The sequence below is a fragment of the Sphingobium chungangianum genome, assembly GCF_977014255.1.
Genome location: NZ_CDRNIV010000006.1, coordinates 1288177 through 1307988 on the forward strand (window position 1 = coordinate 1288177; position 19812 = coordinate 1307988).

The 19812-nt window shown below is 62.0% G+C and carries 17 protein-coding genes, 1 tRNA gene and 1 other RNA gene; 13 read left to right on the top strand and 6 right to left on the bottom strand.

What is annotated here, in order from left to right:
* Window positions 1-55 precede the first annotated feature (55 nt).
* Together glyA and rpiB are read right to left on the bottom strand one after the other, a co-directional pair.
* The gene (glyA, locus tag ACWNC0_RS13490) at window positions 56-1375 is read right to left on the bottom strand and encodes a serine hydroxymethyltransferase (RefSeq protein ID WP_449472227.1); all 1320 of its coding nucleotides are present in this window, start codon (window positions 1373-1375) and stop codon (window positions 56-58) included.
* A gap of 12 nt (window positions 1376-1387) precedes the next feature.
* Window positions 1388-1825 carry a ribose 5-phosphate isomerase B gene (gene rpiB, locus ACWNC0_RS13495; RefSeq protein WP_449472229.1) on the bottom strand — a complete coding sequence of 146 codons (438 nt, stop codon included), beginning with the start codon at window positions 1823-1825 and terminating at the stop codon, window positions 1388-1390.
* 103 nt (window positions 1826-1928) lie between these two features.
* On the opposite strand from rpiB, the gene ACWNC0_RS13500 reads away from it, so the two are divergent.
* A complete protein-coding gene (locus tag ACWNC0_RS13500; protein ID WP_449472231.1) occupies window positions 1929-2126 on the top strand; it encodes a hypothetical protein in 198 nt (65 codons plus the stop codon).
* A gap of 2 nt (window positions 2127-2128) precedes the next feature.
* On the opposite strand, the gene ACWNC0_RS13505 is transcribed toward ACWNC0_RS13500, so the two are convergent.
* Both ACWNC0_RS13505 and ACWNC0_RS13510 read right to left on the bottom strand, forming a co-directional pair.
* Window positions 2129-3220 carry an HPP family protein gene (locus tag ACWNC0_RS13505; protein WP_449472233.1) on the bottom strand — a complete coding sequence of 364 codons (1092 nt, stop codon included), beginning with the start codon at window positions 3218-3220 and terminating at the stop codon, window positions 2129-2131.
* A 112-nt stretch (window positions 3221-3332) separates the two neighbouring features.
* Window positions 3333-3989, bottom strand: a complete 657-nt coding sequence (locus ACWNC0_RS13510; protein ID WP_196226211.1) for an alpha/beta hydrolase — start codon at window positions 3987-3989, stop codon at window positions 3333-3335.
* Between the two features lie 146 nt (window positions 3990-4135).
* Here ACWNC0_RS13510 and ACWNC0_RS13515 point away from each other — a divergent pair, with 146 nt between their 5' ends.
* The 11 genes from ACWNC0_RS13515 (at window position 4136) to hisI (ending at window position 13416) form a co-directional block, all read left to right on the top strand.
* On the top strand, window positions 4136-5173 hold the full coding sequence (locus tag ACWNC0_RS13515) for a cysteine desulfurase family protein (protein WP_449472235.1): 1038 nt from the start codon (window positions 4136-4138) through the stop codon (window positions 5171-5173).
* Window positions 5170-6261, top strand: coding sequence for a cysteine desulfurase family protein (locus tag ACWNC0_RS13520; protein WP_449472237.1), 1092 nt, complete (start codon window positions 5170-5172; stop codon window positions 6259-6261). The genes ACWNC0_RS13515 and ACWNC0_RS13520 overlap by 4 nt, the downstream gene beginning before the upstream one ends.
* A 17-nt stretch (window positions 6262-6278) precedes the next feature.
* The gene (locus ACWNC0_RS13525) at window positions 6279-6614 is read left to right on the top strand and encodes a 2Fe-2S iron-sulfur cluster-binding protein (protein WP_449472238.1); all 336 of its coding nucleotides are present in this window, start codon (window positions 6279-6281) and stop codon (window positions 6612-6614) included.
* Window positions 6615-6647: 33 nt separating this feature from the next.
* Window positions 6648-7556, top strand: a complete 909-nt coding sequence (blaSGM, locus tag ACWNC0_RS13530) for an SGM family class A beta-lactamase (RefSeq protein ID WP_449474618.1) — start codon at window positions 6648-6650, stop codon at window positions 7554-7556.
* Window positions 7557-7597: 41 nt separating this feature from the next.
* Window positions 7598-7695, top strand: an RNA gene (gene ffs / locus ACWNC0_RS13535) — signal recognition particle sRNA small type.
* A 50-nt stretch (window positions 7696-7745) separates the two neighbouring features.
* Window positions 7746-9353: a DNA polymerase III subunit gamma/tau gene (locus ACWNC0_RS13540; RefSeq protein WP_449472240.1), complete on the top strand. Its 1608-nt coding sequence runs from the start codon at window positions 7746-7748 to the stop codon at window positions 9351-9353.
* Complete coding sequence (locus ACWNC0_RS13545) at window positions 9350-9673, top strand: YbaB/EbfC family nucleoid-associated protein (protein ID WP_167303137.1); 324 nt, start codon at window positions 9350-9352, stop codon at window positions 9671-9673. The genes ACWNC0_RS13540 and ACWNC0_RS13545 overlap by 4 nt, the downstream gene beginning before the upstream one ends.
* Window positions 9674-9794: 121 nt before the next feature.
* Window positions 9795-12191, top strand: a complete 2397-nt coding sequence (gene lon, locus ACWNC0_RS13550; protein ID WP_449472242.1) for an endopeptidase La — start codon at window positions 9795-9797, stop codon at window positions 12189-12191.
* 182 nt (window positions 12192-12373) lie between these two features.
* The gene (locus tag ACWNC0_RS13555; RefSeq protein WP_196226204.1) at window positions 12374-12646 is read left to right on the top strand and encodes an HU family DNA-binding protein; all 273 of its coding nucleotides are present in this window, start codon (window positions 12374-12376) and stop codon (window positions 12644-12646) included.
* A 258-nt stretch (window positions 12647-12904) separates the two neighbouring features.
* Window positions 12905-12981: transfer RNA gene (locus tag ACWNC0_RS13560), tRNA-His, on the top strand.
* Window positions 12982-13044: 63 nt separating this feature from the next.
* Window positions 13045-13416 (top strand): phosphoribosyl-AMP cyclohydrolase, encoded by a 372-nt coding sequence (hisI, locus tag ACWNC0_RS13565; protein WP_449474619.1) that lies wholly within the window; start codon window positions 13045-13047, stop codon window positions 13414-13416.
* 523 nt (window positions 13417-13939) lie between these two features.
* Here the strand turns inward: hisI and ACWNC0_RS13570 are convergent.
* Both ACWNC0_RS13570 and ACWNC0_RS13575 read right to left on the bottom strand, forming a co-directional pair.
* On the bottom strand, window positions 13940-14617 hold the full coding sequence (locus ACWNC0_RS13570) for a L,D-transpeptidase family protein (RefSeq protein WP_449472244.1): 678 nt from the start codon (window positions 14615-14617) through the stop codon (window positions 13940-13942).
* A 30-nt stretch (window positions 14618-14647) separates the two neighbouring features.
* Window positions 14648-16915 carry an NADP-dependent malic enzyme gene (locus ACWNC0_RS13575; protein WP_449472246.1) on the bottom strand — a complete coding sequence of 756 codons (2268 nt, stop codon included), beginning with the start codon at window positions 16913-16915 and terminating at the stop codon, window positions 14648-14650.
* A gap of 152 nt (window positions 16916-17067) precedes the next feature.
* On the opposite strand from ACWNC0_RS13575, the gene alaS reads away from it, so the two are divergent.
* Entirely contained in the window at window positions 17068-19722 is a 2655-nt protein-coding gene (gene alaS / locus ACWNC0_RS13580) for an alanine--tRNA ligase (RefSeq protein ID WP_449472247.1), read from the top strand.
* Window positions 19723-19812: the final 90 nt, after the last annotated feature.

A 19812-nucleotide genomic window follows, 5' to 3' on the forward strand; every position in this document is an offset into this window, starting at 1 on the left:
AGACACGAGATGGCACAGCCGCCGCGCCTCGACCACCCCTGACAGAACGAAGCTATCAGCCTTCGTAGATCGGGAAGCGGGCGCAGAGTGCCGAAACGCGTTCCCGGACATTGGCTTCGACCGCCGCGTCGCCATGCTCGCCATGATCCCGCAGACCTTCCAGGACATCGGCAATCATGTCGCCAATCGCCTCGAACTCAGCCACACCAAAGCCGCGTGTCGTACCGGCGGGCGAGCCCACGCGGATGCCGCTGGTCTTGGTCGGGGGCAAGGGGTCACCCGGGACGCCATTCTTGTTGCAGGTGATGAAGCTGCGCTCCAGCGCCTCGTCGGCATCCTTGCCGGAGATGCCGTAGGGACGCAGGTCGATCAGCGCCAGATGCGTGTCCGTACCGCCCGAAACGACGGCAAGGCCGCGCTGTTCCAGCTTGCCGGCCAGCGCTTTGGCATTGGTGACGATCGCCTGTGCATAGGTCTTGAACTCAGGCCGCAGTGCTTCGCCGAAAGCGACCGCCTTGGCGGCGATGACATGCATCAGCGGGCCGCCCTGAAGGCCGGGGAACACTGCCGAATTGATCTTCTTCGCAATGGCTTCGTCATTGGTCAGGATCATGCCGCCCCGTGGCCCGCGAAGGGTCTTGTGGGTGGTGGTGGTCACGACATCGGCGAAACCGAAAGGCGTCGGGTGCGCGCCACCGGCAACGAGGCCTGCAAAGTGCGCCATATCGACCATCAGCAACGCGCCCACCTTGTCCGCGATCGCACGGAACCGAGCGAAATCGAGGTGACGGGGATAAGCCGATCCGCCCGCGATGATGAGCGTCGGCTTCGCTTCGATCGCCTGCGCTTCCAGAGCGTCATAGTCGATGACGTGCGTATCCTCGCGCACGCCGTACTGCACGGCGTTATACCATTTGCCCGAAAGCGCGGGCTTTGCACCATGCGTCAGGTGGCCGCCAGCGTCGAGCGACAGGCCCATGATGATATCGCCCGGCTTGGTCAGCGCCAGCATCACCGCGCCATTCGCCTGCGCCCCCGAATGGGGCTGCACATTGACGAAGCCGCAGTTGAAGATCTGCTTGGCACGGTCGATAGCCAGCTGCTCGACCTCATCCGAAGGGACGCAGCCCTGATAATAACGCTTGCCCGGATAGCCCTCGGCATATTTGTTGGTGAAGACGCTGCCTTGCGCCTCCAACACTGCCTTCGACACGATATTTTCCGAAGCGATCAGCTCGATCTGGTTCTGCTCGCGCTTCAGTTCCTTGGTGACGCCGGCGAAGACTGCCGGATCGGCATCGGCCAAGCTGCGCGTGAAATAGCCTTCCGCGCGGATATCGGAGAGGTCGGGCTGGGCGAGGGTGGCGGTGCTCATAGGGCTGGCTCCTTAAAGCGCGGGCTGAGAGAGTTTTTCGACACGGCCATAATGGCGGCCACCGCCGAATTCGGTGGAAAGGAAAGCGGTGACGCAGGCTTTGGCCATGTCCACGCCGGTCAAGCGGGCACCCAAGGCAAGGACATTTGCGTCATTATGTTCGCGGGATAGCGCCGCCGACAATGGTTCCGACACCAGCGCACAGCGGCACGCCGGATTCCGGTTTACCGCGATGGAAATACCGATGCCAGAGCCGCACAGCGCTATACCGCGCTCTGCCGCGCCGGATGCGACGGCGCTGGCGAGCTTGTAGCCAAAATCGGGGTAATCGACGCGGTCGGCTGTCGCTGGGCCGAGGTCATTAACCTCATGACCTTCATCACGCAGCCAATCGGCGAGCTCGGCTTTCAGATCAACGGCGGCATGATCGGAAGCTAGGGCGATTTTCACGGCGAAATTGTCCTGTCACACAAAGGGTGATTCGTATCCCGCGCCTCTTAGGGGCAGAGGCAGCCAATTGCCACAGTCCAGCTGGCCGCTTATGGCCTGCTTCATGGCATCGACAATATTATCCATTCTCATGCTCGCGGGACTGTTTCTCACGGGCGGCGGCATCTACGCGATCGTGAAAAAGGGCGATCGCAAGCGTGGCATCCTGATGATCATAGCCGGACTGGTCATGTTCGCCAATGTAGCGATTTCCGCTATCCCCGGCCCCGATGTGCCGATGCTGGAACGCCACCGCGACTGATCCTAGGCGCGCAGCGCCATCGCCGCCAGAAGATCGGTTTGCGTCACCATTCCACGCAGCTGTCCCGCGCCATCCACGACGATGGCTTCATGCGTCAGTCCACTCGTCAGCGGACGAAGCAATTGCGAAACCGGTGTATGTTCCGCCACGAGCAGCGGCTCCGACGCAATGTCGCGGGCCGTCTCACCTGCCCGCGAAAGGTCGAGCGGACCGACCAGACCTTGAACGCGCCCAGCGTCATCCAGCACCGGCAGCGACAATAGACGCCGGGCATGCAGCAGTTCGGCCGCTTCGGCCACGGACTGGCTTTCACGAATAGACAGGATGTCGCGCGACATGATCTCGCCGCACGTCAGCGTGGCATGGCTGCGTTCGGCCGCGCGTACCTCCGCATCATGCAGCACGACCTGCAAATCGGCGGCGTTAACGTCCAGAACATCGCCATAGGCCTGCAACGCTTCCTCGACATCCTGTTCGGACGGCGGCGTTCGCAGCAGAGGCGCCGGATCGTTCGTCCCATGTGCGCTCGGAGATTTGGGCGCGACATGAGGATAGCTGTGCCCTGCGATCCGGTGAAAGATGATTGCCACCGTCACCAGCAGCGCAGTGTTCAGCCCCACCGGGATAAAAGCGAACATATAGCTCGGCGCACCGTTGGCAGCGCCCAGCACGACCGAAAGTGCAACCGCGCCGCCCGGCGGATGGAGGCAGCGCAGCAGGGACATGCCCCCAATGGCGCAACCTACCGCCAGAGCAGCAGCTATCGTAGGATCAGGGATTAGTCGCGCGACGGTAATCCCGACCAGCGCCGATACGACATTGCCGCCAAAGACGGACCATGGCTGCGCAAGCGGGCTTGCAGGCACAGCGAACAACAGCACCGCCGAAGCGCCCATCGGGGCGACCAGCAACGGATGTGCTATGCCGTTCCCCAGCATCAGGCCGCAAAGCAATCCCGTGATCGCGATGCCGCCGATGGCGCCGCTCGCCGCTTTCAACCGGTCGAAGAAACCTGGCCCGGGCGGCGCAGGTATGAAGGCGCTGTAATAGCGGCTCCATATCAGGCGAACGTCGTTGTTCTTCTCGTCACTCATGGCCCGCTGCCGCTAGTCGCGGCGACCGCGCAGGCCAAGATATATTTTCTTGATAGTTGATTTGGCCGGAAACAAAGAAGGGCCGCGTTGCGAGGGGCCCCTCTTCAGCAACTCAGCGGATCGGCGAGTCAGGCGAAAGGCGCATGTCGAGATAATTGTCGACCGACTTCATCAACTGATCCAGCTCATGTTCGAAAAAGTGGTTCGCGCCACGGATTTCGTCATGATGGATGGTGATGCCTTTTTGCGTGCGCAGCTTATCGACCAGCTTCTGCACGGCATTGGCGGTCACGACCTCGTCCGCTGTTCCCTGCACGATGATGCCGGACGCAGGGCATGGGGCGAGGAATGAGAAGTCATACATGTTCGCGGGCGGCGCCACCGAGATGAAGCCGCGTATTTCCGGACGACGCATCAGCAACTGCATGCCGATCCATGCGCCGAACGAGAAGCCTGCGATCCAGGTGGTCTGCGCCTCGGGGTGGAAGCTCTGTACCCAGTCCAACGCCGCAGCGGCATCGCTCAGCTCGCCGATGCCATTGTCAAACGTCCCCTGACTGCGGCCCACGCCCCGGAAATTGAAACGCAGCACGGCAAAGCCGCGCTTCACAAAGGTCTTGTAGAGCGCCTGCGTGATGCGGTCGTTCATCGTGCCGCCGCCTTGCGGATGGGGATGCAGGATCATCGCGACTGGCGCGCGGGGGCGAGGCGGAGGGCTGAAACGGCCTTCGAGGCGGCCTTCGGGTCCGGGGAAAATAACGTCGGGCATGGCACCTGTTATGGTTCTGGCCGCCACCCGGAGAAAGGAGGCCGGCGGTTGGATGCGGGCGCGCGAAAGCCAATGCTGGCGTTGCGCGGCAGACCGCCTATATAGAAGGCGCCGCCATTTTCGCAATCAATGAGTAACATCGCCTCGTGGCCCTTGATCGCCTTTATCTGGACCACGCCGCGACAACCCCCATGCTGCCGCAGGCGAAAGCTGCCATGCGGGAGGCAATGGACCTGTGGGCAAACCCATCCAGCCCGCATGCTGAGGGACGGGCGGCCCGTGCTGCGCTGGAGGATGCCCGATCGCGTATCGCCACTGCCTTGGGATGGAAGGGGCATGTCCTGTTCACATCAGGCGCGAGCGAGGCGATCGTCATCGGCCTGACGCGAGCAAAGGCCGCCCATATTTTCACATCTCCGGTAGAACATGATTCGGTTCTACGCGTGACGCCCGAGGCCGAACGGCTGAAAGTCACGGCAGAAGGCACTGTTTCGCTCGCTTCAACGGCGCTCGGCCTCGGTACGCTCGTCGCCATCCAGCATGTGAATAATGAAACCGGCGTCATCCAGTCGCTCGAAGCATTGGACCGTCAAGGATCGATCCTCTTTGCCGACTGCGCTCAGAGCGCAGGCAAGCTCCCCCTGCCTGACGCGGACATGATCGCGATCAGTGCCCATAAATTCGGAGGGCCGCCTGGAGTGGGGGCTCTTCTCGTAAAGGATTTGGCGCTCCTGCAACCCAGCGGTGGTCAGGAGCAGGGCTACCGGCCCGGCACTGAAAACCTCCCCGGCGTTCTTGCCATGGCTGCTGCCCTGGAAAATCGCCCGGACTGGTTGTCGGAAGCTGCTCGGCTCCGGGAGCGCCTAGACCAAGCCATCGAGGAAACGGGCGGCGAAATCGTCGCACGCGCCGCGCCGCGCAGCCCCGCGATTGCCAGCTACCGCATGCCGGGCGTTTCGGCCCGCGCACAACTGATACAGTTCGACCTCGCCGGGATATCCGTCTCGGCGGGCAGCGCATGCTCATCCGGTTCGCTCAAGACCAGCCATGTCTTGCACGCCATGGGCTGGGACGAGGTTGCGGCGGGGGAAGTCATACGGGTCAGCTTCGGCCCTTCGACCAGCGACGCCGACATTGATCGCTTCCTGGATCAATGGACAAGGATGGCGAGCAGGCGGCCATGACCATCTATCTGGACTATCAGGCCACGACGCCGCTCGCGCCCGAGGCCTTTGACGTCATGGTCCCACTTCTGCGTGACCAGTTCGCCAACCCCCACAGCGCTCATCGTTTGGGGAGAGCCGCTGCGGCGCAAGTCGAGCTGGCGCGCGAAGAAGTCATCAGGCTCTTGCCCCAGGGAGGGCGGCTGATCTTCACATCGGGCGCGACCGAAGCGCTGAACCTGGCCATTCTAGGAGCGCCCGCCGGTGACATCGTGACGCTGGCGACCGAGCATGCGGCCGTTCTTGACACGGTGTCCGCGCTTGGAACCAAGGGACGACGTGTCACGATCCTGCCAGTCGGCACCGACGGCCTTGTCGATCTGGACGCAGCGGAAGCCGCGATCAAACCCGGCGTGGGGCTCGTCGCTGCCATGCTGGTGAACAATGAAATCGGCGTCATTCAGCCGATCGACAAACTCGCAGATTTTGCTCACCGCGCAGGGGCGCTGTTCCTCTGTGATGCGGTGCAAGGCTATGGCCGCGTCCCGATCCCTGACAGCTGTGACATGATCGCCATAAGCGCCCACAAGATCCATGGGCCAAAGGGTGTGGGCGCGCTCTGGATACGGGACGAGGTGAAGTTGGAGCCCGTCATGTACGGCGGCGGGCAAGAGGCGGGCCTGCGATCAGGCACGCTATCGCCTGCCTTGTGCGCCGGTTTCGGCGTCGCCGCCCGACTGATGCGGGAGAGGGCGGAGCAGGACCACGCCCATGTAGAAGCGCTATGGCAACAGGCGCGCGAGCTGTTCGACACATGGACGCTCAACGGCGGCGCGGACGCGCGCTACCACGGCAATCTCAATCTTCGCCGCGAAGGGATCGACGGCGCCCGGCTGTTGTCGGAATGCCGTGAAGTCGCATTTTCGCTGGGAAGTGCTTGCGCGAGCGGCTCTGGGCGGCCAAGCCATGTGTTGCGCGCCATCGGATTGTCGGAGCGAGAGGCGCGCGGATCGGTGCGGATCGGCTTTGGCCGCTACACGACACTGTCCGAATTGGAGAGCGCCGCAAAGATAATGAACGACGCGGCAGCCGTACAAGCGGCGCCGTAGCCAAGGGAGTTGCAATCATGATCAGGGTCACGTTTGTCAGTGCGGATGGCGAAAATCGTCAGGAGGTCGATGTCGTCGCAGGCTCGGTGCTTCTGGAGGTCGCCCAGGCGGCAGGCCAGCCACTGGAGGGAACGTGCGAGGGACAGATGGCCTGTTCCACCTGCCATGTGATTGTTGAAGCAGAAGATTTTTCCAAGCTGCCGCCAGCCAGCGAGGCGGAAGAGGATATGCTGGACCTCGCCGCAGCAGCCACGCGGACCAGCCGCCTGTCATGCCAGATCATATTGGAGGAGAAGCTCGACGGCCTCACCGTCCGCATCCCCGGCGAATCCTACAATATGCAGGGCATGTAGTTTATGCGCCTTCGCATCGGTGTCGCGGCGGGGATGATGTTGTCGCTCTCTGGGCCACTCATGGCGCAACAGGACGGCGCACGCCAATCCCTCTTGCCGCCTGCGCCGCGTTACATGGTTAGCGAATCGGCGATGAAGTCCGTTCGCAACCCGCGCGAGATCGAAAAGGAGACCGGCGGCCGCCTCGGGGTCGCGCTGGTCGACAACAAGGGCGGACTGCTCCTCGGCTTCAACCGGGACGAACGCTTCGCCATGTGCTCGACCTTCAAGGCGCCTCTCGCAGCGGCGGTGTTGATGGGCGCCGACGCAGGGCGGTTCGGGTTGGAAGGACAGGTGGCGTTCACTGACGAGGACATTCTCGACTATGCGCCGGTGGTGAAGGCAAACCGCAAACGCGGTCGCCTGTCCATGGCGGAACTGGCCGAGGCGGCGGTGGAGGTTAGCGACAATAGTGCCGCAAACCTGCTGCTGCCGATGATTGGCGGCACGGAAGGATTGACGGCCTTCGCCCGCGCACATGGCGATACGGTGACGAGGTTCGACAGGACCGAACCGGCGCTGAACGAAAATGTCGAAGGTGATCCCCGTGACACCACCAGTCCGGCCGCCATGGCAAACCTTATGGCTCGCTTGATTTTCCGCGACATGAAGAGCGAAAGCGCCGAGCGTCTCCGAACCTGGCTCAACGGCAGCACTACCGGCGATAAACGCATCAAGGCTGGCCTGCCAAAAGGGTGGGCCTCAGGCAGCAAGACTGGAAGCTGCGGCACGGCCTATAATGATGTGGCGTTGGTGAAGGCGCCATCGGGTGAGGAATATGTGCTGGCCGTCTATCTCGATCGGCCGACCACCGATGCCAAGGCGGCCGAGGCAGCCATCGCCGAAGCGGCCCGCGCCGCACTTGATTTCGTCGCAAAGGCGCAGCGAACCGGGCTTGAGTAACCCGGCCCTTGCCATCGCCGCAGCCTTTCGCCATATGCCGCGCCGGGAGTCGGGCGGACGTGGTCGTCGCCAACCTGGTCAGGTCCTGACGGAAGCAGCCACAACGATTTCGCCGCGGGTCGTTCCGGCTCCCACTTTATTCGGCTTTCCGGCTTCGACAGCCGCTCCTCAAGCCGCTAGATTGTTACCATGTCCGATTCATCTCAGCCCTATCGCGTGCTTGCGCGCAAATACCGGCCGCGTAGCTTTCGCGAACTGATCGGGCAGGATGCCATGGTCCAGACGCTGGGTAACGCCATCCGTAGGGGCAGGTTGGCCCACGCATTCCTGATGACAGGGGTGCGGGGCGTCGGGAAAACATCGACCGCGCGCCTGATCGCCAAGGCATTGAACTGCGTAGGGCCGGACGGGCAGGGCGGCCCCACGATCGATCCCTGCGGCGTCTGCGAACCCTGCCAGGCAATCGCCGAGGGCCGCCATATCGATGTGGTGGAAATGGACGCTGCCAGCCACACCGGCGTCGATGACGTGCGCGAGATTATTGAGGCGGTGCGCTATGCCGCAGTCTCCGCGCGCTACAAGATCTACATCATCGACGAAGTCCATATGCTCTCGAAGAACGCGTTCAACGCGCTTCTCAAGACGCTCGAAGAGCCGCCCGCGCATGTGAAATTCCTGTTCGCCACGACCGAAGTGAACAAGGTCCCCGTCACCGTCCTTTCCCGTTGCCAGCGTTTCGACCTGCGCCGCATTCCCGCTGAACTGCTCGCGGCCCACTTTGCCCATGTGGTCGAGACGGAACAGGTTGCCGCCGAAGATGATGCCCTCGCACTGATCGCCCAGGCAGCAGAAGGCTCTGCGCGCGACGGCCTCTCCATCCTCGACCAAGCGATCGCCCATGCAGAAATGGGGGACGGCGCGCCGCTCGTCACCGCCGCTCAGGTCCGCGATATGCTTGGCCTGTCGGATCGTGGCGCCGTTCGCCGCCTGCTTGGCCTGCTGCTGGAGGGCGATACCGCCGCGCTGCTGGTTGCGGTGCGCGAGCAATATGCGCTCGGTGTGGAGCCCCTCTCGCTGGTCCGGGGCCTGCTTGAACTGGTGCATGCCGTGACGCTGGCGAAAGCAGGACGGGACATCGCCAGTCCCGGCCAGTCCGCGGAGGAACGGGAGGCGCTCTCAACCTGGGCCTCGCAAATCGGCTTCGCGCCGCTTCATCGGCTCTGGCAGTTGCTCCTAAAGGGCCATGACGAGGTTGCAGGCGCCGCATTCCCGATCGAATCCTGCGAGATGGCGCTGCTGCGCGTCATGCACGCCGCGACCATGCCCGACCCCGGCGAAATCGCGCGCCTCCTGCGCGAAGGCTCTGTTCCGGCTGCGCAAACGGCTTCGGTTTCGGCCTCATCCGCCTCGGCTCCTACCGCATCGCTGCCCCAGGATGCTAAGGCCCTCGTCGATCTGCTTTGGGAACAAAAGAAGGGTCGGCTCGCTGACTTCCTTCATGATTGCGTACGCATCGTCCGGTTCGATCCACCTGAATTGGAATTACAACTAATGCAGGAGTGGGCCGACGGTGATTTCTGCCGTACGCTCTCGATGGAATTGCAGAGGGCGACGGGTTCCCCGTGGCAGATCAAGCGAAGTGAAGGCGGTGCCGCTCCGTCATTGCTGGAGCAGCAACAGGCAAGTCAGGCGCAAGAGCGCGCCGAAATATTCGATACCCCCGTGGTGAAGGCCGTGCTTGCGGCTTTCCCCGAAGCCGATCTTGATCGGACCGAAGCATGGAGCGCAGAGCGATGAAGGATCTGAACGAAATATTGGGCATGGCCAGCCGCGTGCAGGAAGAGCTGCAACGCGCTCAGGACAATCTCGACAAGATCGAGGTTGAGGGAGCCGCAGGCGGCGGTCTGGTAAAGGTCCGCGCTTCGGCCAAGGGGCGGATCGTGGGCGTGTCGATCGACGACAGCCTGCTCGCGCCTAGCGAAAAGCAGATGCTGGAAGACCTTGTGGCTGCGGCTTTCAACGACGCTCGCAAAAAAGCGGACGAGGTAAGTTCTGCGGAAATGGCGAAGATGACGAGCGGCCTCCCGCTTCCGCCGGGGTTCAAGCTGCCTTTCTGATCGGCACTCGGATAACAGTCCGTTCAAAAGGACGGCACCAATTGAATGAGGCCCTGATTGTCCCCATAAAGCCATGAACAGCATGGCAGAGCAAATAATCGTGCGGCCCGTCGGAGATTGAATGACTACGCAATATCCCCTCCTTCCGTTGCGCGACATCGTGGTTTTCCCGCAGATGATCGTCCCGCTTTTCGTCGGTCGCGACAAGAGCGTCTCTGCCCTTGAGTTGGCGATGGAAGGAAATAAGGAAATCTTCCTCGTGTCGCAGCTTGACCCTGCGGAGGATGATCCGAACCGTGACTCGCTGTACGACACCGGGGTCGTCGCGATCGTGTTGCAGCTCCTGAAGCTGCCGGACGGCACCGTCCGCGTGTTGGTCGAAGGAAAGCATCGCGCGCAACTGCAGTCGATCAGTTCGGCCGACAACCATCTGATCGCCGAAGTCGATCCGGTCGACGAGGTCGCAGCCGAAGGGCCTGAGGCCGAGGCGCTGATGCGCTCCGTCGCCGAGCAATTCGAAAACTACGCGAAGCTCAACAAGAAGCTGCCTGCCGAAACGCCGGTTCAGCTGCGTGAGATCGAGGATGCAGGCCGTCTCGCCGACGCCGTTGCCGCCAACATCAACGTGAAGGTCGCTGACAAGCAGTCCCTGCTGGTCGAGGCTGATCCCGTAAAGCGTTTGGAGATGGTCTTCGCCTTCATGGAAGGCGAGCTTGGCGTGCTTCAGGTTGAAAAGAAGATTCGCGGCCGCGTGAAGCGGCAGATGGAAAAGACCCAGCGCGAATATTATCTGAACGAGCAGCTCAAGGCGATCCAGCGCGAGCTGGGTAATGGCGAAGGCGAAGAGGGCGATGAACTCGCCGAACTGGCCGAGAAGATCGCCAAGACAAAGCTCAGCAAGGAAGCGCGAGCAAAGGCGACGGCGGAGTTCAAGAAGCTCAAGGGCATGCAGCCCATGTCCGCCGAAGCCACGGTCGTGCGTAATTATCTCGACGTGCTCCTGGGCCTGCCATGGGGCAAGAAGGGCAAGGTCAAGACCGACCTCAAGCGCGCGCAAGCGATCCTGGACGAGGATCATTTCGCGCTGGAGAAGGTCAAGGACCGGATCATCGAATATCTCGCGGTGCAGGCCCGGACCAACAAGCTCAAGGGGCCGATCCTGTGCCTCGTCGGCCCTCCCGGCGTCGGCAAGACCTCGCTCGGCCGATCGATTGCCAAGGCTACGGGCCGCGAGTTTGTGCGCCAGTCGCTTGGTGGCGTGCGCGACGAAGCTGAAATCCGTGGCCATCGCCGCACCTATATCGGGTCTCTGCCGGGCAAGATCGTGACTAACCTCAAGAAGGCGGGCACGATGAACCCGCTCTTCCTGCTGGATGAGATCGACAAGCTGGGCCAGGATTTCCGGGGTGATCCGGCTTCGGCGCTGCTGGAGGTTCTGGATCCGGAGCAGAACAGCAAGTTCCAGGACCATTATCTGGAGATCGATGTCGATCTGTCGGACGTGATGTTCGTCACGACCGCCAACTCGCTGAACCTACCGCAGCCACTGCTGGACCGCATGGAGATCATCCGGCTCGAAGGCTATACCGAGGATGAGAAGGTCGAGATTGCGCAGCGCCACTTGCTGCAGAAGCAGATCGACGCTCACGGCCTCAAGGAAGGCGAGGTGGAAGTCACCGAAGCCGCGATCCGCGATCTTATCCGCTACTATACGCGAGAGGCGGGCGTCCGCACGCTTGAACGTGAAGTGGCACGGATTGCCCGCAAGGCGCTCCGCAAGATTTTGGAAGGCGTTTTCGAGAAGGTTACGATCACGCCGGAAAATCTTGCCGAATATGCCGGGGTGCGGAAATTCCGCCACGGCGTCGGTGAGGAAGAGAACCAGATCGGTGCCGTGACTGGTCTCGCCTGGACCGAAGTGGGTGGCGAGCTGCTGACCATCGAAGCTGTCACCGTACCGGGCAAAGGCGCGATCCGGACGACCGGCAAGCTTGGCGAAGTGATGACCGAATCCGTGCAGGCGGCCTTTTCCTATGTGAAGGCGCGCTCACCCGGCTATGGTATCAAGCCCAGCCTCTTCACCCGGAAGGACATTCACATCCACCTTCCCGAAGGTGCTGTGCCAAAGGACGGCCCTTCCGCAGGCATCGGCATGGTGACCAGCATCGTTTCGACGCTCACCGGCATCCCTGTTCACAAGGATGTGGCTATGACGGGCGAGGTGACGCTGCGTGGCCGTGTACTTCCGATCGGCGGCCTCAAGGAAAAGCTCCTCGCAGCGTTGCGGGGCGGTATCAAGACGGTGCTGATCCCGGCGGAGAATGAAAAGGATCTGGCGGAAATTCCGGCAAATATTAGGGAAGGGCTGGAAATCGTTCCCGTTTCCCATGTGGATGAGGTGCTTGCCCGCGCGTTGATTTCGGTGCCTGAAGCGATAGCCTGGACAGAAGAAGATGACCTAGCCGCACAGCCAAGTCCGGCTGCGGGGCGGGATGGCGACGCGACGCTTCGCCACTGATTGCAAGCACAACGGTAATTAGCCGCCACTTTCAGTGAGATTTAGGCCTATGGTTGAAAATCTCATTGGAGGCGGTGGCTTTGTCGCTTTCCCTTTGACAGCCGATCAAAGCTGGGCCTTATTGCGCCGCCGACGCCGCGATTCCTTAGCTATTCACACAGTTAGAAGGGGGTTCCCAAGGTATGAACAAGCAGGATTTGATCAGTGCTGTTGCCGAAAGCAGCGGTCTTAGCAAAAGCGACGCCAGCAAGGCGGTTGAAGGCGTATTCGATTCCATTTCGTCTGCACTTAAGAAGGGCGACGAAGTCCGGCTCGTGGGCTTCGGCACCTTTTCCGTTTCGCAGCGCAAGGCGTCCACCGGCCGCAATCCGCGTACTGGCGAAACGATGACCATCAAGGCGTCGGCCCAGCCCAAGTTCAAGGCGGGCAAGGGTCTGAAGGACTCGGTCAACTAACAAGCAGGACGGCGCCTTGCAGGGCGCCTGATCCAGAACCAAGATGTTGGGCATCGCGGCCTGATTGGTTTAGGAGAGTAGCGTCGCCGAAGGTGAGAAAGCCTCGTTGCGATCATGTACTGAACAGAGGGAAGAGGGGCGCGGACCAATCGGTCGGCGCCCCGTTTCTTTTTCCATCGTGCGTACGCATTTGCCAGCTTGACGACTATCCAATCGCCGCATATGTGCCGCATCTCTCTTGGGCCGAACGGCCCTGTGGCGATCGTAGCTCAGTTGGTTAGAGCGCTGGTTTGTGGTACCAGAGGTCGGGGGTTCGGATCCCCTCGATCGCCCCATTTTCCTCCTTTTTCTGACGCGATGGGCTTCGCATGAGCCCTCCACCGGACTATAGCCCTACTATGGACGATGCGCGTGACAAGGGCCTGACCCTCAATCCAAAATATGATCGTGACGGGCTGATTACAGCAGTCGTAACTGATGCTGGCAGCGGCGAAGTGCTGATGGTTGCCCATATGAATGCGGAAGCGCTGGCCCTGACCTTGGAAACAGGATTGGCGCATTTCTGGTCGCGCAGCCGCCAGTCGCTCTGGAAAAAGGGCGAGACGTCGGGCCACATGCTGGAGGTACGCGACATCCGGATCGATTGCGATCAGGACGCGGTTTGGGTGAAGGCGGTTCCGGCAGGTCCGACATGCCACACAGGCGCGCGATCCTGCTTCTTTCGCCACGTAGGCCCGGAAGGACTGACTGCTGTCGATACGGTGGAATAGCCTCGTCATTCTGCCGCTACTGGTCGGGTGCCAGGGGGACGGCGGGGGCTCCGCGAGTTCGGCAGGCAATACCGCCTCGACGTCCGGGCTCGAACGCGCAGCCATCGAAAGCGGCGTCATCGCGGACACCTCCAGATCGTCTCCCGTCGGACTTTTCCAGCGGCGCCATGAGGCGGGCAGTGACAGCCTGTGCATCATTCCCGGTCGATCCGGCGATTTCCGCTTCGGCGCCGAGGCCATTTTCGGCAAGGATCAACGCTGTCGGGGGCGGGGTTCCGCAAAGCGAGCCGGAGACAAGCTAATACTCAGCTTCGATCGGGCCGGTGGCTGCATCATCGTCGCCCAATATGATGGCGATCAGATCGCCTTCCCCGGTGTGCTCGACCTGAAGTGCGCTGATCTTTGCGAGGGTCGGGGTTCACTCGAAGGCGTCAGCTTCCCCCGCGCATCGAGCGAAGCCAGCGCTGCGCTGCGCGTCACGGGTCGCGATGGCAATCCGCTTTGTGAACAGGATTGACGCGGTTCAGCCTGCGTCTCGAACCTGACTGGTGTCCAGCATCTTACCCTGCGTGATGATCACCAGGTCCCCCAGCCTGACCGCGGAAAACAGTTTGCGCGCGAAGGCGGTCGGCACGCCGATGCAACCGTGGGTGGCGCTGCCCCATTTGACGTCGCTGCCATGGATCGCCACGCCATCATTCGTCAGTCGCAGCATGTAGGGCATCGGCGCATCATAAAGGCTGGACACATGGTCCGCGTCCTTCTGCGTAATGGGGAAGGCGCCCAAGGGGCTGGGCTTGTCATCGGCACCATATAGGATCACTGCCGCGCCGATTTCATGGCCAGCGCGAAAGGCTGACAGCGTCTGAGCCTTCAGGTCCACCGTGATGATAATCGGCCCCTTCGCGGGCGCTTGGCTCTCATCCCAGACATAGTCGCCATGGCGGAACGGCCCCTCGATCGGGAGCACGCTTTTTACCACCAGCGCGTGCGGATTGACGGGCAGCGGCTGTGACCGGCTTCGCTCGATCGGTGCCTTGGCAAGGGTGCTTTCAGGTGAGGCGACCTTCTGCGGCGAGGACTTTAGATCGCGCCCGTGATCCATATAAATGTTCACCAGCAAACCGGCAGCGCCAAGCACGCCGCCTATGATCAGCTTCGGTCCCGCTGCTTTCGCTACATTCCGGATCAGTCGCGCCATGCCCGTTCTATTGCATGCAAAAGGTTAAGCTCAGCCTTCCCGATCCACCTCGGCCGCCGCGATTGCGGTCAGGTTCAGGACACCGCGAGCGGTGACACCCGGCGTCAGCACGTGAATGGGTTGTGCCAGCCCCATCAGCATCGGCCCCACGGTCGGTGAGCTGGACGACGCGGACAGCGCGGTGAGGGTGATATTCGCCGAATCGAGGTTGGGCATCACCAGCAGATTGGCAGGTCCTTCAAAGCGAGCATCTGGCACCAATCGTTCCCGCAGCGATTGGCTGAGTGCGGCATCCGCGTGCATTTCACCGTCGACCAGCAGGTCCGGCGTCTGTTCGCGGACCAGTTGCAAGGCCGTCCGCATCTTCCGCGCGCTGGGGCTGTGCGAAGCTCCAAAGTTCGAATGCGAAAGAAGCGCCACGCGCGGCGAAAGGCCGAAGTGCCGAAGCTCGGTCGCACCCGCTATAGCCATCTCGGCCACCTGCTCGGGTGTCGGATCGGGGACCATATGCGTATCGGTGATGAACAGCGCGCCTGCGTCCAGAATCAGTCCCGACAGCGCATAGACGCGACTATGCCCCGGCCGACGATCGATGATCCGCAGGACATGTTCCACCTGACCCCAATATTCGCTGTTGCCGCCAACCAGCGCCGCATCGACGCGCCCGGTGCGCAGCAGCATCGCCGCCGTGACCGTCGGGCGCCGATATACGTGACGCAACAACTCGGCTGTAGGGACGCCTTTGCGCGCTGCGATGGCGCGATACGCATCCACCAGTTGCCCGAGCAGTTCATGATCGGTTTCGGGATCGACCACTTCCACATCGCGATCCAGCTCGAACCGCAGACCAAGGCTGGGCAGCTTATCCTTCAATATCCGCCGCCGCGCGACGATGACGGGACGAACGATCCCCTCGTCCAGACCGTCCTGAATCGCGCGCAGCACGCGCTCATCCTCGCCTTCGCCATAGGCGATGCGGCGGCAGGTGCCCCGCGCGGCCTCGAACACCGGCAGCATCAGCTGCGCTGATCGCGTGTTCTGTTGGGCCAGTGACCGGCGATAGGCTTCGATATCCAGTGATCGCTTCGCCACGCCGCTGTCCATCGCAGCTTTGGCGACCGCAGGGGCGATCTCCGCGATCAGCCGGGGATCGAAGGGCGTCGGAATGATATAGTCCGGCCCGAACGCCAGCCGCCGCCCACCATAGGCCTGCGCAACGCTGTCATGCGCTGGCAACCGGGCGAGCGCGGCGATCGCTTCCGCCGCTGCGGCCTTCATGGCCTCGTTGATCTCGGTCGCTCGCGCGTCCAGCGCCCCCCGGAACATATAGGGGAAGCACAGGACGTTATTGACCTGATTGGGATAGTCGGAGCGCCCGGTTGCAACGATCGCGTCGGGCCTTGCCTCGCGCGCGACCTCGGGCCGGATCTCTGGCTCCGGATTCGCCAGCGCGAAGATCAGTGGATTCGGCGCGAGAAGAGGCAACCACTCAGGATTCAATACTCCCGGCGCCGACAGGCCCAGGAAAATATTAGCCCCCGGCAGCACTTCGGGCAAAGTCCGCGCATTGGTCTCGCGCGCGTAACGGGCCATGTTCGGCAACATGCCCTCACGACCGGAATGGATGACGCCATCCTTGTCCGTCAGCGTCACATGCTCTTGCCGAAGGCCCATCGACACCAGCAGATCGACGCAGGCCAACGCCGCGGCTCCCGCCCCGGATGTAACCAGTCGCGCTTCTGACAATGTCTTGCCCTGCAAGACCAGCGCGTTTCGCACGGCGGCCGCCACGACGATCGCCGTCCCATGCTGGTCGTCGTGGAAGACCGGAATCTTCATCCGCTTCTTGAGCTCCGCCTCGATGGCGAAACATTCCGGCGCCTTGATATCTTCCAGATTAATGCCGCCGAATGTCGGCTCCAGCAGCGCCACGGCCTCGATGAACTTTTCGGGGTCGGTCGTGTCCACCTCGATATCGAACACATCGATGTCGGCGAATTTCTTAAAGAGGACAGCCTTGCCCTCCATCACCGGCTTGGAGGCAAGCGCACCGATGGCACCCAGCCCCAGCACGGCCGTGCCGTTGGAGATCACCGCGACCAGATTGCCGCGCGCCGTATAGTCCATCGCTTTGTCGGGATCTTCGGCGATTTCCAGGCAGGGGGCGGCCACGCCGGGCGAATAGGCCAGCGCCAAGTCGCGCTGGTTCACCATGCGCTTGGTAGGTTCTATCCGTAGCTTCCCCGGCTGGGGAAAGCGATGATAATCCAGGGCTGCGCGGCGGGTGTTGTCGTCCATGACGCGGCCTTATTATTGATTTGGGATAGGGGCAATGCCGACAGGCCCGTAAATGGCCGATTTGCGTGTCTTGTCGGATAAGAGACCCCACTTGACCGCTGCGATGAAAAGCCCCGCTTGTGCGCCGGGGCGCTTCCCACTAAATCGCGCGCATGACATCGACCAACGACATTCGCCGCTCCTTCCTCGACTATTTCGGGGCGAACGGCCACACCATCGTTCCTTCAGCGCCTCTGGTGCCGCATAACGACCCGACGCTGATGTTCGTCAACGCGGGCATGGTGCCGTTCAAGAATGTCTTTACGGGCCTGGAATCACGGCCCTACAAAACCGCGACCAGCAGCCAGAAGTCAGTTCGTGCAGGCGGTAAGCACAACGATCTCGACAATGTCGGCTATACCGCGCGCCACCATACCTTCTTTGAAATGCTGGGCAATTTCAGCTTCGGCGATTATTTCAAGGAACAGGCGATCACTCACGCCTGGACCCTGTTGACCAAAGAATGGGGCATCCCGGCGGAAAAGCTGACCGCGACTGTCTATCATACCGACGACGAAGCCTTCGACCTGTGGAAGAAGATCGCCGGGCTTCCTGAGCATAAGATCATCCGCATTCCGACCAAGGATAATTTCTGGGCCATGGGTGACAGCGGCCCCTGCGGCCCGTGTTCGGAAATCTTCTACGACCATGGCGATCATATATGGGGCGGCCCTCCGGGATCGCCGGAAGAGGATGGTGATCGCTTCGTCGAGATTTGGAACCTCGTCTTCATGCAATATGAGCAAGAAGCGAACGAGATCGTCGGCGAATTGCCCAAGCCCAGCATAGACACCGGCATGGGTCTGGAGCGCATCGCCGCTGTGCTGCAAGGCGTCCATAACAATTACGACACCGACACGTTCAAGGCGCTGATCGAGGAATCGGGCGCGCTGACCAAGACCGCCATCGATGGCGAGCATCAGGCCAGCCACCGCGTCATCGCGGACCATCTTCGCTCCACCAGTTTCCTGATCGCGGACGGCGTGCTGCCCGCGAACGAAGGCCGCGGCTATGTCCTTCGTCGCATCATGCGCCGCGCCATGCGCCACGCCCACATCATCGGCGCGAAGGATCCGTTGATGCACCGTCTGGTGCCTAGCCTTGTCTCCGAAATGGGGGGGGCCTATCAGGAACTGGTCCGCGCTCAGCCGCTGATCGAGGAAACGCTGCTGCGTGAGGAAACCCGCTTCCGCCAGACGTTGGAAAAGGGCCTCAAACTGCTCGACGAAGCGACGGTCGATCTTTCCGAAGGCGGCACGTTGCCGGGCGAAACCGCGTTCAAGCTCTATGACACCTTTGGCTTCCCCTATGACCTGACCGAAGACGCGCTGCGGTCCCGCGGCCTGGGCGTTGATCGTGAAGGCTTCGACGCCGCGATGGCCGAGCAAAAGGCCGCCGCTCGCGCCGCATGGAAGGGTTCGGGTGAAAAGGCGTCTGACGAAATCTGGTTCGATATTGCCGAGAAAACGGGCAATACCGAGTTTATCGGCTACAGCTCGACCGAGGGCGAGGGCGAGGTGCTGGCGATCGTCAAGGACGGTGTGAACTTCGACAGCGCATCGGCCGGTGATACGGTCACGATCGTCACAAATCAGACGCCATTCTACGGCGAAAGCGGCGGCCAGATGGGAGACGCGGGCACGATTACGTCGCTGTCCGGTCTGGTGGCTGATGTAGAAGATACCGCAAAGCCACTTGGTCGACTGCACGCGCATCGGGCAAAAATCGGGACGGGCAGCATCAAGGTTGGCGATACGGTGCATCTCACCGTCGACACCGACCGCCGCGATCGCATCCGGGCGAATCATAGCGCTACCCACCTGCTCCATGCCGCGCTCCGGAACACTCTGGGCGCTCATGTGACGCAGAAGGGGAGCCTCGTGGCGCCCGATCGTCTCCGCTTCGACTTCTCGCATCCCGAAGCGCTGACCCACGGTCAGATCGCCTCGATTGAAAGCCTGGTGAACGAACAGGTCCGCCACAATGAGAGCGTCACGACGCGCCTCATGACGCCCGATGACGCTATCGCGGCGGGCGCTATGGCTCTGTTCGGCGAAAAATATGGCGACGAGGTCCGCGTTCTTTCCATGGGTAAGGGTGACGCGAACAGCTATTCGGTTGAGTTGTGTGGTGGCACCCACGTCCGCGCGACGGGCGACATCGCGATTTTCAAGATCATCTCCGAAAGCGCGGTATCTTCAGGAGTTCGCCGCATCGAGGCACTGACCGGAGAAGCGGCCCGCCTGTGGTTGACCGACCGCGAAGATCGCCTGCGCCAATCGGCCGCCGCGCTCAAGACCACCGCTGAAGAGGTGCCCGCGCGCATCGCCGCTCTGGTGGAACAGAGCCGTAAGCTCGAGCGTGAATTGGCCGAAGCGAAGAAGGCTCTGGCCCTCGGCGGGGGCAGCGGCGCTCAGGCAGCTGGCCCTGAGAAGGTTGGCCAGATCGACTTCATCGGCCAAGTCATCGAAGGGCTTGATCCCAAGGAACTGCGCGGGATCGTTGACCAGAACAAGGCCGCGCTGGGCAGCGGCGTGTCCGCCGTGCTCGCCGTGGTGGACGGTCGCGTCAGCATCGCGGTAGGCGTGACGGATGACCTCACCGGTACGATCAGCGCCGTCGATCTTGTCCGTGCGGGCGTGGAAGCGCTAGGCGGGAAGGGCGGCGGCGGCCGTCCGGACATGGCTCAGGGCGGTGGACCGGAAGCAGAAAAGGCGGGGGCCGCGATAGACGCGGTCAAGGCGGCCTTGGCCAGCGTCCCGGCGTAAAAATTCCAGGATTCGAAGACCGCCGACAAGGAGGCGATGCTTAAGCTGCGCTTTCGCCACCTTGTTTCTGCTGTCATCACCGCTAATCTG